The sequence below is a fragment of the Deinococcus marmoris genome, assembly GCF_001949125.1.
In the GTDB taxonomy this organism is placed as follows: domain Bacteria; phylum Deinococcota; class Deinococci; order Deinococcales; family Deinococcaceae; genus Deinococcus; species Deinococcus marmoris_A.
The window spans coordinates 22,148-35,648 of the sequence record NZ_MSTI01000039.1 but is presented as its reverse complement, the minus strand read 5'-3'; the positions used below and the strand labels follow the sequence as shown (position 1 = coordinate 35,648).

At 61.7% G+C, this 13,501-nt stretch carries 10 protein-coding genes; 6 read left to right on the top strand and 4 right to left on the bottom strand.

The window, feature by feature from the left end; genetic code table 11:
- The first annotated feature begins 27 nt into the window (after positions 1-27).
- Positions 28-852, top strand: coding sequence for a hypothetical protein (locus tag BOO71_RS26790; protein WP_139322780.1), 825 nt, complete (start codon positions 28-30; stop codon positions 850-852).
- A gap of 46 nt (positions 853-898) precedes the next feature.
- Here BOO71_RS26790 and BOO71_RS05915 read toward each other — a convergent pair whose 3' ends face one another.
- Positions 899-2,245, bottom strand: coding sequence for a zinc ribbon domain-containing protein (locus BOO71_RS05915; protein ID WP_075831044.1), 1,347 nt, complete (start codon positions 2,243-2,245; stop codon positions 899-901).
- An 82-nt stretch (positions 2,246-2,327) separates the two neighbouring features.
- Between BOO71_RS05915 and BOO71_RS05910 the strand changes: the two genes are divergently transcribed.
- Positions 2,328-3,122 (top strand): hypothetical protein, encoded by a 795-nt coding sequence (locus BOO71_RS05910; RefSeq protein WP_139322779.1) that lies wholly within the window; start codon positions 2,328-2,330, stop codon positions 3,120-3,122.
- Here BOO71_RS05910 and BOO71_RS26785 read toward each other — a convergent pair.
- The gene (locus tag BOO71_RS26785; protein ID WP_139322778.1) at positions 3,031-3,762 is read right to left on the bottom strand and encodes a hypothetical protein; all 732 of its coding nucleotides are present in this window, start codon (positions 3,760-3,762) and stop codon (positions 3,031-3,033) included. The genes BOO71_RS05910 and BOO71_RS26785 overlap by 92 nt on opposite strands.
- Before the next feature lie 214 nt (positions 3,763-3,976).
- On the opposite strand from BOO71_RS26785, the gene BOO71_RS05905 reads away from it, so the two are divergent.
- The 3 genes from BOO71_RS05905 to BOO71_RS05890 all read left to right on the top strand — a co-directional run bounded on the left by BOO71_RS05905 (position 3,977) and on the right by BOO71_RS05890 (position 8,354).
- On the top strand, positions 3,977-4,408 hold the full coding sequence (locus BOO71_RS05905; RefSeq protein WP_139322777.1) for a hypothetical protein: 432 nt from the start codon (positions 3,977-3,979) through the stop codon (positions 4,406-4,408).
- Positions 4,409-4,480: 72 nt separating this feature from the next.
- Complete coding sequence (locus tag BOO71_RS05900; RefSeq protein ID WP_254843046.1) at positions 4,481-4,807, top strand: HNH endonuclease; 327 nt, start codon at positions 4,481-4,483, stop codon at positions 4,805-4,807.
- Positions 4,808-6,770: 1,963 nt separating this feature from the next.
- Positions 6,771-8,354, top strand: a complete 1,584-nt coding sequence (locus tag BOO71_RS05890) for a hypothetical protein (RefSeq protein WP_075831040.1) — start codon at positions 6,771-6,773, stop codon at positions 8,352-8,354.
- A gap of 165 nt (positions 8,355-8,519) precedes the next feature.
- Here the strand turns inward: BOO71_RS05890 and BOO71_RS05885 are convergent, their stop codons facing one another.
- Both BOO71_RS05885 and BOO71_RS05880 read right to left on the bottom strand, forming a co-directional pair.
- Positions 8,520-9,377: a tyrosine-type recombinase/integrase gene (locus BOO71_RS05885; protein WP_075831039.1), complete on the bottom strand. Its 858-nt coding sequence runs from the start codon at positions 9,375-9,377 to the stop codon at positions 8,520-8,522.
- A 143-nt stretch (positions 9,378-9,520) separates the two neighbouring features.
- Entirely contained in the window at positions 9,521-10,102 is a 582-nt protein-coding gene (locus BOO71_RS05880) for a hypothetical protein (RefSeq protein WP_139322776.1), read from the bottom strand.
- A 226-nt stretch (positions 10,103-10,328) separates the two neighbouring features.
- Between BOO71_RS05880 and BOO71_RS05875 the strand changes: the two genes are divergently transcribed.
- The gene (locus tag BOO71_RS05875; protein WP_075831037.1) at positions 10,329-13,343 is read left to right on the top strand and encodes a Tn3 family transposase; all 3,015 of its coding nucleotides are present in this window, start codon (positions 10,329-10,331) and stop codon (positions 13,341-13,343) included.
- Positions 13,344-13,501 lie beyond the last annotated feature (158 nt).

Below are 13,501 nucleotides of genomic sequence, written 5' to 3'. Positions count from 1 at the left end.
TATGCCCAGGACTTAGCCCGTTCTCCCATGCTTGATCTGAAGTTTCGCGTTGCGCCTAAGTGGCTGTACCAACCTGCATCCAGCTCCATGCTCGGTGAACAGCTCATGCGAGGGTTTGATGATGAGCGCCGGGCTCTCTGGTTCGCGCCCAGTTGTGTCCGTTACCCAGGAACAGGGATTATTGCCGGAGAAGTTCTGGAATGGTCTTCAGAAAACTACGTCTCGCCGCAGGAAATCAGCAACGCGCTTAGCCAACGTTTCCCGAAACTACGCTGGGCGGAGAAGCAAGACCATCCAAGCGGACAAGGTTCTGCGTTCAGCAAGGCCTTCTTCGTGCCATGGGCGAACAACGGCGAGGTGTCAGGCTATCTATATTGGAATTACGCACAGAAAGCAGGGAGTGAGGCGAATACGCTACTTTATTTCTGCCAAGCACCTGCATCTGGTCCAGCAACTGCCTCAAAACGGGGATTTCTTGGCTCCTCACAGTCCTTGACGAAATCAGACTTTTGTCAAGCGTTTAAATGCAGCGGAGTCAAACGGATTGATGGCGATGGTCCAGGCTTCGCTTATTTTTTCGACACCTATACCTTCTTAGGAGGCAAGATCACAGCTGGAATCGGGAAGGATGGAACTATCTTACAGATGAATTTGGAACTCAAAAATCCTAGTGATGAAATGGCAAAACGTTTTTTTGAGCTAGCTCTGGGTTATCAGATCACAGATCACCGACTCACTCAGTGTCGCCAAGATGATGTCAAAATGCAGGCCAGTTTTGGAATTACAGCGCGCCTAGCGTGCTTCCGCAGCTCTTACGCCATATTTGACTCAAGTTACGATTACGGCGGCTAAGAAGGAACCTATCAAGCGCCGTAAATGCACGGAAATCGGCATACTGCTATCGGCGGGTGAGCGCGCCGGTCACGCGGCCTCCCTGAAGAACGGCGGCGCTGTTGTGATCGGCGTCAGTCCAGGTGTCGCAGGTGGGGCAGTGGAACTGTGTGTAGGGCCAGGGGCGCTCGCCCACTGCGCCGCACCGTGAGCAGGTCACGCTGGTGTGCGCGGGATCGATCAGGTGGAGGCAGGTGCCGGTCATCGGGGCCAGCATGGCAATCCAGCGGATCAGCAGGGGCGCGCCAACCAGAGCCATTGCTGCCGCAGACCACGGTGCCGCACCCCGCTCACGGATTCCCTGCCAGTTGATCGCCTCAGCATGAACGTGCTGATGCTGCAGCGCCTGCCAGAGCACGGCCTCCAGGCCGGTGCGGTGGGGCTCCAGGCACTGCTGACGCATCACGGCGTGGGTCAGCAGTTCGGTGTCTTGGGGCTCAGGCAGGCCCGCACGGACGTCGACCTGCCGGGGCACGCTGGTAATCTCCAGGACACTCGCGCCCGTCGCGATGTTCCGGTAGCCGATGTCGATGCCGTAGGCGCTCCGATCGCGGGCCTGCGGCAGGTAGGTGCGCGGAATCCGGATGGTCCACTTCAGGATCAGGCTCCGGGCTCCGCTCTCGTCGGTGGTCCGCACCAGCGACACGTGCTGGTAGCGGTGGGGGACCGTCCGGTCCACCGTGTGCCGGACGGTCCGGCCCAGCCAGGGCCAGGCGTCCCGGCCTAGCCCGTAAAGCGTGGCCGCTGCCGAGGCGTCGCCGCGCAAGAGCCGTTCCATCTGCGCATTCCACTCCGCGTTGACGGCGGCGGCATGCGCGTCGGCCTCGGCGAGCAGGGCGCAGGTCAGGTCCGTCGGCAGTGCCCACAGATCGGCAACCACTGGGTCAGGCAGGCCCTCGATCATCACGCGGTACTCGTCAATGGGCTGAGCCGCGCTGTCCAGGGCCACCCGGTCCAACGGCCACAGGGGCAGCGCCGTCCCGGCCTTCACGTCGTTGCCGAAGCGCTGGAGCCGTTGCGCTTCAATGTCGAGCAGACGCGCCAGCACGGTAGGCGGCACCGCCGCCTGCCAGCGCGGCGGCAGGTCCCGGTGGGTCACCTGGGCCAGCTGGTGCAGGGCGTCCAGCCGGATATCGATGAGCCGGTGGTCATCCACCCGGGGGAGCAGGTGGCCGTCGGCCGTCTGCCACAGCGCCTCCCGGACGTGCATGTGCAGGCCCGCGCCCACCGCGCGCAGCCAGGTACGTACGGCCAGGTGGATCTGCTCGGCGGTGTCATACAGCAATTCCAGGGACAGAACCTGTGAGGTGGTGGGGCGGAGTGGCGTCGGGGCCAGGATCAGGGTATTGGTCATACCCCCCTTCACCGCTGTGCGGTGAAGCCCCCCCCGAATACCCCCATTTCCGGCTACACCCACGCGTCCATACGCTGGAGGTATGCCACTAACAGAGTTGCAATCAAACGTCCTGCTGCACGTCGGAAAAGCCGGTGCCCTCACCTCACGTCTGGTGCAGGCGACCCACAGCCCCCGCCCCAACTGGTACCCCCTGATCGAGGGCCAGTATCTGCGGGAGTACCAGACGATCTACGGACCGACGCTGGCGCTGGCCTCCAAGGGGCAGCGGCACCTCACGGCCGCCGGTCTGCTCACGCCGTCCGGTTTGCCTTTCCCCTGTCTGACGGGTCCCGCCACCGTTGTGAACCGCGCGTACCGCAACGACGCCCTGCGGATCCTGCTGAACGAGGGGTACACCGTCGACGTGCACGAGTACCAGATGCTGGGCGGGGACCGGTACATCAAGTCGATTAAAGCCGGAAAGACAGGCACCACCAACGTGATTGTCCGGACCGTCCTGCAGGTGCCGACAGACGTCGCTGGGCGAATCGCCCTGGACCATCACCACCGTTGCCACGTGACGCCGCTGGAGTTCACGCCGGAAGGTCCCGTGACCAACCAACTCGGGCACCCACTGCTCTACGCCACCATCAGCGGCGGTGGCATCAGCCCCGCCGGAATCCGGGCCCTGTACCATCGGCACCGCCTGGACATCGGTCACTGGCACCACCCGTTGTTGCTGGCTGTCCCGAACCCGCGTGAAGTGGCAACCTACCTGCGCAGCCTCGAAAGGGAACGCACCCTCAGCGAGACCCACCTGGAGCGCTGGAAGGTGGGGTTCCCACTCGTGCGCCTGATCCACGTCCCCGTGCCCGGCGGAGTTCGATGCGGCTAGCGACGGGCACAGTGCTGTACGGCCTCAGGCCGTACTTCTGATCCAGGCACCAGAAATCGACGTAGAACACCATGACACTGTTGAGTCCCGGCAGCAGCCCCTCCGAGTCCAGGGTGGTCACCGTTTTGCGGAGGCTGACCACCCGGCTCCGGGTGGTTGTCGTCCACATCACGTCCGTATAGCCGGTCGCGCTCGCGGCCCTCAGCTTGGCTTTGATGGTGGCCGGCGGATAGCCAGTATCAAGTTCCACGGCCCATTCATGGCCGTCCTTGAAGCGCAGCGCAGCGTCGGGCAGGTGGTGCTGCCCGCGGCCCTTCAGATCCAGGAGTCGCCAGTCCGCCCCTTTCTCGCTCATTATTTTCTTGGTCCTGAACCGGTGCTCGGCCAGTCCGGCCCAGTGCATCAGGGCCGCCGACGATTCTCCGGCCAACTCGGGCCGGTCCAAAACGAACGTGAGATCCGTCAGGGAGCCCGGCTGGTTCACCCGCGTGCGGCAGGTGCGTTCCACCAGGGTCAGCCCCATCTGCTCGGCCGTCTTCAACAGACCACGCCGCTCCAATTGAACAGTCGTCAATACCCGGTCAATGGCCATGTCTCTCTTCAAATCCGCCCTTAACCGGGCGTGATGGATCTTCGTCATGAACCACTCTGGCATACCCATCCATCCCCGCGTGCCGTCAAGGAGAACGCACGCCGACAGGGACGACGAAGATCCATCACGCCCGGTCCACTGTTCATTGTTAGTGTTTAGCTTTTTTCCACTCAAAGGCCGCGTAGAAGGGCCAAAAGGCTGGTTTCCCTATACTGTGGAAAGACGTCTGTTTGTCGAGTGGTCAGCCATCTATCGTCTGGGCATGTGGCCCTCCGAACTTGCACGGCAACTCAATGTCAGCCCCGGCGTGATCAGCAAACGATTGAGCGTTTACCGGACGGAGGCGGGCCTGGAACGCCAGGACACCCTCGACAAACAGACTATCAACCACATGACAGAGATGCACCTGCTCCTCATGGCGCACGCCACGATGACGGTGCGGGAAGCCACGCTGCGGGTCCTGGGGCAATGGATCAACCCAGTCACGGCGCAGGAGGCCCACCTGCTGACGCAACGCGTCCAGGAGATTCAGGACCGGCTGACCGGGATGGAGCGGATGCTGGCCGAGGTCCATGACATCGTCACGTCCCGCGATCGGCGGCGGCGAGATGCTGCAGAGCAGGGACAGCCGACGCTCGACTGGGCGGCCAGCCCTGCTGAGAACCCACAGCTGAGCGGCGTGGGCCAGGGCTGAAGGCCAGGGATGAGGCGAGGCGTGCCGTGGCCCCCACCCTTCTGGTGCGCTTTGTACCCAGGGAGGTAAGCGGTGGGCACGCGGCCAGATCAACGCTACCCGCAGGTGTGGGACCGTGACCGGAAGCGGATGGTTGATCTGCACCGCCTGATCGCGGAACACCACCTCCAGCGCCCCCTGACCAGCCATGAGGTGGTGCATCATCTGGACGGCAACCGGCGCAACAACGATCCAGCCAACCTCGTGGTGCTGTCCAGTCAGAGCTTCCACGCGCATCTGGAGGCCCTGCAGCGGAGAGAGCGGGGGGGCCAGGTGTTGCTCTTCGCGGAGTTCAGACCGGGCGCAATCCTGCTCAGGGAACATAAAGCTCTGATGCGGACTCCGATTAGAGGGTGTTGAAAACACCCGTAATCCGAGCGGAGCGAGAAGGAGAGAAACGGGTTCCGGGCGTGAAGTGGAGGGATCGGCGCTGTTCCGTTTCCTGCACGAAACAAACGGAATCCGTAGGAATCAGAGGGCGATGCTGGGCTGTAGTCCAGCACCGCCCTCTGCGAATGCGGCGCTTGGTTTACCTACAGACCACGGTCAAAGTGCGCTATCACCCGGAGACGCACGAGGTTCGCATCGCCCTGCCGCGTACGCTGGACAGCACGAAAGTACGCTGTTCGGGGAGGGGGACTACACCCTAGAAGTGCGGGGCGGGAAGACCAGCCGGGTCAAGTTGCGCGGGCATGATGCGGAAGCCCTGAAAGGCTAGAGACAGGTCTGGGAAGAGCGCGAGCTGACAGACAGCGACTCACGGCTAGTGCGGGCCTCTCCATGAACACCAGTAAAGCGACAGGCTGCCGTGCTGGACCCTTCGCGACCAGGGGAGGGCCGAACTGGAGGCCAGTGTCTTGCAGTGGCGACATGTGGGTGGGGGCAGCGGCTACTTCTGCGCTGAAGACCACAGGACTGAGGGGCGGAAGCAACACATATGACGGCGGCAGACCGGCAGCAAATACCGCCAAGACGTGACAATCGAGAGAGGCTGGTCCTCAGCCTCTCTCGACAAGGCTGGATGGAACTCAGTCAGGCGGTGCGGTGGGGACAGGATAAGTTCTGGACCTGTCTTCAGCTCCTGAAAACGCCATTCCCTGCGATTAGAACGTCAGATCCCCAAAGTGTCAGGTGCTGAGCCTGAGAACACCATCTCCTGCGACCGGAACACAAATTGCCCGAAATTCAGATTGGAATGAACCCCTCCGCCTGACGTTGGCCATCCTCCATCGGCAGGATGGGCTGACCGTGAAGGAGTGTGCGTTTCTGGCACTGGTTACGTTGCTGCCCCATCTGCATCTTACCCGCCTACCTTAGATCTTCTTCAAAAACGCTAAATTTCTGCACTGGCACAGCTATCAACGCCACTATGCAAATATTATCGCGTGTCCATTAATAATGGACACGCATCTCTAAAATCTTAAAGACCGCGCCCAGACAGCAATTCAGGTAGCGCCATACACCAAGATGGGCAGTAAATCATCTACAGAGCGTCAACACAGTCCAGCGTCGCTACGCCCCCGTAGGGACGGCACTTTTGCCATCTTCGGCACTATCGAGTACTCTGTTGTCTTGAGGAGAAACAGTTAATACAGAGCTCAAAAATGAATGAACCCTCGTTGAATCGAGGGGTTCAAATCGAGAGATTTTATAAGAGATCTTCGCGTGGACAGTAGGATTTATTAAGCAAATCTCCCTTTCGGGAATTAGATTTTGGCAGATTTCAAAGTAAGTCGAAATTCCAGTATTCGACCTAATACCCCGTTTAGGGCTTGATGCTGACCACGGAAAGCTCATGTGGGACGGCAACAAGACGAATCCATTCGCTCCTTAACCGGAACACGCCATGTTTTCTGCTCGGCTTTGAATCATCTCCTGCGCTCCAGGTGCAGCACATCGAAAAGACAGCTTCTGGTTGCTGAATCCCAGAGGCCCAGCAAATTGGCAGCGTCGCTTCCCATTGCACGAAAAACGCTCTCCCATGGCGAGAACGTTACTGCTTAAGGTTCTCTGAATCACTTTTTAAACCCACTGGGCAGCAGAATTATTCCTATCGCTTCAGGACGCAACAGCGCTCTCGGTCAGCCATCCGAGTCTGCGCTACAATTGTGCTACCCCTAAGGCAAAAGACATTCGCCAAAGGGAAACCCCCCGTGGGAGCCTGGCAGCTCGTAATCCACAGAGGGTCTCAGTCACAGAATTTTTCCCGTTTGAGCGGGAGGCCTTCGCCTATGTCCATGATACGCCTCATGGAGCATTCTGGTCAATGGACCGGAAGGGTGGCTCTTTTACCCAGGTCAGGCGCTTGGAGATCCAAGCGACGATGCACAATCCAAACTCCACAGAAGTCTCGCCTTCAGGGCAAACCTTTCTCGCCCGCTTTGTGCAGGAACAGCGGGCCCGGGGACGCAGCAGCGGCCCACTCGATGGCCTGTTCGCGCACCTTGCGGACGCCCCCACGCCGCCTCCCTCTCAACCCGCCGCCGCCACGACGGCCCTGTCTCTCCGGACCGAACGTGCCACCGCCCGCCTTCAGGGGCAGAAGAAGAGCCACGCTGGACCACTGTTCGAGCACCTTGGCAGCCTCATCAGCACCCGCGCACCCGCCGGCTCCTGGCCGCTGGGCCACCTGGAGACGCCACCGCCAGCCCCGGTCCCCAGGTTCACGCCGTCCGCTGCAGATGGCCCGATGAAAACGGTTCACGACTTTACTGCGGAGCGCGCCATCCGCCGCGTCCAGTTGGCCGAGCCACCTGCCCCGCTGGTGCTGTTCCACCCCGTCGAGTCGCTGACCGCCTGTATGAACAGTGCTGATTGCCCGGAGACCGCCCGGCACATCTTCCGCGTGCTGTTCTCGCTGGGCCTGGAGTCGGTGCGAGCGCGCGGCGTCCCTGTCCGGCCTGACGTAGCGGTGTACCATCTGCCGCTGGAACTGCTGGCCGCCCACATTGAGCGGGACCGGACGACGGTGTGGCGCAACCTGCGCCCCCTGATCGCCTCCGGTGTCTTGGCCGCCGTCGATCATTTCGGCACCCTGCGCGGCCAAACCGCTGTGACGGGCAAAGTCTGGGCCGTGTCGTTGTGCCCGGAGCGCGTGCTGTCCGGCCATGCCGCGCCGGTCAAGGTGACCATGGGTGACCTGCGGTATCCCTGGCGCGATCTGGACCGGGACACCCGGCAGGGCCGAACCGTCTACGCTCTGACCCGCAGTGAGGAGCGCCAGCAGGCGGAGAAGGCCCAGCGCGAGGCAAAACGGGAAGAGAGAGCAGCGGCAAAGGTGCGGGCCGAGGACCGGCTGACCACCCGGGCACAGGCCAGAGCAGCCGGCGAGGTGGTTCCTCGTGGACGCGCTGCCGCGACGGCCAATGCTGCCCAGACGCGAGCCGAGAAAACCTGTTCAGTCCACGTCCTTTCTCCGGTGCAACAGTCAGTTAAAGACCTGAAGGCAGTAGAAAGAGGAGAGCTGGAGCGGTGGGTGTTAGCTCCATTTTCCTCTCCCACCTCAGACGTTACTCTGACTGTTGCACCGGCCTTCTCTGATGGCCTGGACGCCGTTTTTAGTCTTCCCACTCTCGCGGGCCTGTCGCGCAGTCGCAGGGGGGAACTGGTGGAGAAAATAGCGCGCACCCTGGCCGCCAGCTTCGAGGATTCTGAGAACCTCAAGTTCTGGTGCTGGCTGATCTGGCAAACCCTGAGGGCGTATGACCAAGGCCAGGACTGGACTGCAGATGTCGCCCACATCATGGCGCGCGTGCTGCACGATCTCCGGCAGGATGAGCAGATGGGCAACCGCGCGCAAAACCGCCCCGCCGCGCTGGTGGTCAACGGCCTGCGGAACTGCGGACTGCTGGAGGCGCTGCGGCAGATCGCGCCGACGCGGGTGGGAAAGCGGCCACGGGCCGCCTAATGCACATGCAGTTGCCCTGGCATTTTCCAGTCACGCTGAGATTTGGGAAAGATCAGATGTCCACGCAAATTGCAAAAACGTGTTGCTGGCGTAGTTTGCCATGCAACTGATTTGCGCAGTATCAGGGGTGACCTGAGACTAGGAACCAAAACCTGCGCTAAGGAATTAGCGATGCTTGCGCCGCCAGATTCGGAGTTCCGCGTCGGCTGAAGCGTCGCTGATTTCGGCATACCGCAAGGTGGTCTGGATGTGGCGGTGGCCCAGCCGCTTGCGGATGGTCCCCAGACTTACGCCCCCATTGACCAGCTCCGTCGCGTGGCTGTGGCGCAACTGATGCAGGGCGCAGGTCACGCCTGCGCTGGCCGCGTACCCCTGCCAGCGTTCCTGCACACTCTGATATCGCAGCGGCCCACCGCGCCCGTTCTTCTGCGCCTGAAACAGCGGCCCATGCTCGTAATCCAGAGACCGCAGATACTTCCGCAGCGCGTTCACCAGGCGTGGGTCATCGAGCAGCACCGTCCGGCGCTGCGCTCCCTTGCCCAGCACGGTCAGGTGTTCATCTCCCCTGGCGAGATCCAGATCGTCCAGATGGATGTTCAGCGCCTCGCTGATCCGCAGCCCGGTCTCGAAGACCAGCCGGAACAGCAGGGTGTCCCGCGTTTGCCGCGCAGGAATGACGGCAAAGATGCGCTCGATGTCGTCCCGGCGCAGACCGCGCGGATGTGGTGGCGGAATGTTGGGGCGTTCAAGATGGCGGGTGGGGTCAAGGGCCAGCCCGCCATGCTGCCGACTCCAGTGACAGAAGCGCTCAATGGCAGTCTGCTTGCGGTTCTGGGTAGAAGCAGCCCACGCGTGGGCTGCGAAGTACGCTTCCAAAGCAGCCGCATCCAGCTCTCTGCCGCTGTCCTGCAACCAGCGCTGGAGGTGGGTCAGGTCTGCCCGGTAGGCCCGGATGGTGGCCGGGCTACGGTTCAGCCCCGCAAGGAACTGCTCGGCGGCAATTTGAACGTCACTGGCTTTCATACCTGTGATAAGTGTAAATCCAGAGCCGGGCCGCACTGGGGATTGCCGTTGTTAAATCTACTCTCGGCCATCCAGAATCCTGTGATAAGGAGAATTACAACAGGAAAAATGCCGAGAGACAGACGCGTTTTCCTTCGACGAGATCAATCAGCAATAGCGCTTGAAAGATCATCGTGGCGGTGAGGATTCAGCGCTTTGAGTCCCTCAAGCAGCACATTGAGTTCTTGGTCATTGATGGGAGTGACTATTGGTAAGCGACGTGGCGCGGTGATGATTAGCGCGAGGAGATCTACCGCATGCAGAGCCTCTTCGTCACTGCCGTGGACTATCAGATAAATAAAGTACCAGGTGACACCAGCTACCAAGCGGACCATGTCGGTTTGAATGCGCTCACGCTCGTAAATGGAGAGCTGAGGGTCAGGCCACCCAGCGGCGACCTGATAAATCGCTTCCAGCAGAAAAGGGCGGCTCACCTGGGTGGATAAGAACAGACCCCCGACCAGACCTGGAAGGATCTTGGGTCCAGCGGGGAACAGGCTGCCCTGGATGACGGCGACGTTATCAATCTGCCAGTACAACGCTTGAGCGTCTTCAGTCACGGTGGCTAATGGAAGGTCGCGGATGGCGTCGAGCATGGTTTGGGCGCGCTCTGCACCTCGTCCGTCCCCGTTCCACACGTCATCATCCATGAGGGCGACTGCCTTGAGAAAAACATTGTTGCTCACTGCCTGGACCATAACGGACCGCAGTCCACTGGGCCAACACAGTCCTTATAGAAGGACTAAAGCTGACCAGAATCAAGCCGTGAAGAAGATTCTGGTCAGGCTGAGTGGTCACGCTGTCTGCTCCAGTCTGTCGTTCTGAGCCAGCGGAAGCATTTCAGTTTGACCGCAAATTTCCCTGGACAAAGCTCTTCGGAATAAAGCCATCTCCACGCCCCAAGCTGTTCCGATGCCTGTCGAATTCATCCCTGATGACCAGGCCGCCCGTTACGGGCGGTTTGCTGCTGATCCCACGCCCGAGCAACTGGCCCGCTACTTTTTCCTGAACGAGGCCGATCTCGCCCTGATCGCCGAGCGCCGCCGCGATCACAACAAACTTGGATTCGCTATCCAGCTCTGCACCCTGCGGTATCTGGGCACGTTTTTGCCCAACCCCATTCAGGTGCCACAGGTGGCCGTTCGGCATGTCGCCGGGCAACTGGACCTGCCACCAGACGTGTTCATGCGCTACGCCCTGCGCGAGGAAACCCGCTACACCCACCGCCACAGCATCACCCGCTATCTGGGGTATCAGGAATTTGACGGGGTTCAGGCCTTCCGGCTGATCCGCTGGATCTACGCCCACCTCGCGGTGAGCGCCGTTCGCCCCATCGTCCTGTTTGACCTGGCAACGGCCCATCTGATTGCCCAGAAGGTGGTGTTGCCCGGTGTCAGCGTTCTGGCACGGCTGATTGCCCGTGTCCGCGAGCGGTACACCGCTCGCACTTTCGAGGGCCTGAGCCGCCGCCTGAGTGCCGAGCAGCGGCAGAGCCTGGAACTGTTGCTGGTGCTGCCGGAGGGCAAGTGGCAGACCCCACTCGAAGTCCTGCGCACACCGCCCTCACGGGTGGGGGCGCTTTCCTTGACCCAGGCGCTGCACCGGGTAGAGCAGATTCGCACCCTGGGCATCGGGGACCTTGACCTCTCCGATGTTCCCGAAGCCAAACAGGCCGTGCTGGTGCGCCACGCCCAGACGGTGCGGGCGCAACTGATCGAGCGTTTGGGCGAGGAACGCCGTCTGGCAACCCTGCTGGTTTTCCTGCAACATCTGGAACGCACTGCCACCGACGACGTGCTGGACATCTTTCATAGCTTGATGGCGAGCTTGGCTCTGCGTGGCGAGACAAAACGCAAACGGGAACGCCTGCGTTCCCTGAAAGATCTGGACCAGGCCGCGTTACTGCTGCGGGACGCCGTGCAGGTGCTGCTGAACTCCGAAGGGCAGGACGTGCGCCAGCAGGTTCTGACGCAGGTGGGTGAGATGGCCATGCGCGAGGCCGTGCGCGTGGTGGATGAGCTTGCCAGACCTGAGGGAGAGACCCTTCCCGAAGCGCTGAGCGGCTCCTATACCACCATCCGGCGCTTTCAACGGCTGCTGTTACAGACCATCACGTTTACCGGAACACCTTCCGCGAAGCTGCTGCTGGAGGCACTGGCATTCCTGAAAAGCATGGACCAGCCGGGGCGGGGGAAACCTGGCTGGGGCGATGCTCCCCGGAGCGTCGTGCCGAAAAGCTGGGAGCGGCAGATATTTCCCGCCAGGGGCGAGTTCAACCACCAGGCGTACACCCTGTGCGTGCTGGAAAGGCTCCATCAGGCCCTGAAGCGCCGGGAAGTCTTCGTGGTCCGCAGCGCGCGGTACGGCGATCCACGCGCCGAGCTGCTGCAAGGTGAAGCATGGCTGGACGCCCGCGCGGACGTGTGCCGCGCCCTGGAACGCGAGCTTGATCCGGCCCCGGAACTGTCCCGGCTCAGGCTTGAACTGGACCATGCCTACCACGAGGTAGGCCACCATCTGGACACCAACGACGCCCTGTGGCTGACCCAGGAAGCGGGACAGACCCGTGTGCATCTGGCCGCCCCAGACGCCCTGGCCGAGCCGCCCAGCCTGAAAATGCTGCGGGCCGAAACCTCGGCCCGCCTGCCGGTGATTGATCTGGCAGAGCTGCTGATGGAAGTCCACGCGTTCACGGGTCTGGCAGATGCTTTCGTCCATGTCGCCGATGGGCAGGCCAGGGTCAGCAACCTGCCGCTGGGCGTCTGCGCCGCCCTGCTCTCGCAGGCTTGCAACATCGGCCTGAAAGCTGTCGCCAGACCGGAAGTCCAGGCCCTGACGCTCTCCCGGCTGTCGTGGATCGGACAGAACTACTTGCGGGCCGACACCCTGACCGCCGCCAATGCCCGGCTGGTGGACGCGCAACGGGAGCTGCCGCTGGCCCAGGCGTGGGGCGGCGGCGAAGTGGCCTCTGCCGACGGGCTGCGCTTTGTCGTTCCAGTGCGCAGCATTCACGCCGGGTGGAACAGCAAGTATTTCGGCGCTCAGCGCGGCGTCACCTATTACAACTTCACCAGTGACCAGTTCACCGGATTCCACGGCATCGTGATTCCAGGGACACTGCGAGACAGCCTGTATCTGCTCGCGGGCCTGCTGGAACAGCAGACCCGCCTGGATCCACGGGAAATCATGACCGACACCCACGGCTCCAGCGATGTGGTCTTCGGCCTGTTCGCCCTGCTGGGCTACACCTTTAGCCCCCGGCTGGCCGACCTGCCCGATCAGCGCTTCTGGCGACTGGACCGGGAGGCCGATTACGGTGCACTGAATGACCTGAGCCGCCACACCATGGATGGGCGGCTGATCGCCGCCCACTGGGAAGACATGCTCAGGTTGGCCGGGTCGCTCAAACTGGGCAAAGTCGGCGCGACAGGTGTGATGCGGACCTTGCAGCGTGGCGGCAGTTTGTCGGGTCTGGGCCGGGCCATCGCCGAATTCGGACGCGCCCGTAAGACGCTGTACCTGCTGCACTACGTCCATGATGAGGCGTACCGTCAGCGGATTCTGCGCCAGCTCAACCGGGGCGAGCAGCGCCACAGCGTGGCGCGGGCGGTGTTCTACGGTCAGAAGGGTGAGTTGCGCCAGAAGTACAGAGAAGGGATGGAAGACCAACTCGGGGCGCTGGGGCTGGTGGTGAACGCCATCGTGCTGTGGAACACCCGCTACATGGGCGTGGTGCTGGACGAGCTGCGCAGCACCGGGTATTCGGTGCTGGAGTCGGATGTCACCCGGCTGACGCCCCTGCTGCATGACCACATTCACATGCTCGGCAAGTACGACTTCACACTTCCTGAAGCCGTCGCCCAGGGTCAGCTCAGACCGCTACGGGACCCAGCCTCGCTGGAGGACTCCCTGGCTCAGATTCCTTAGCGCAGGTTTTGGTTCCGAGTCTCACGTCACCCCTATCAGAGATGGCTATCCATCAGGGCACCTGAAACGGCGCTCAAACGTTCGAATTCTGCTGGTGAATTTTAAATTCGGCCCTTTCATTGGTAGATGCTGGTGGCGCAGTGACGAAAAACACTGTT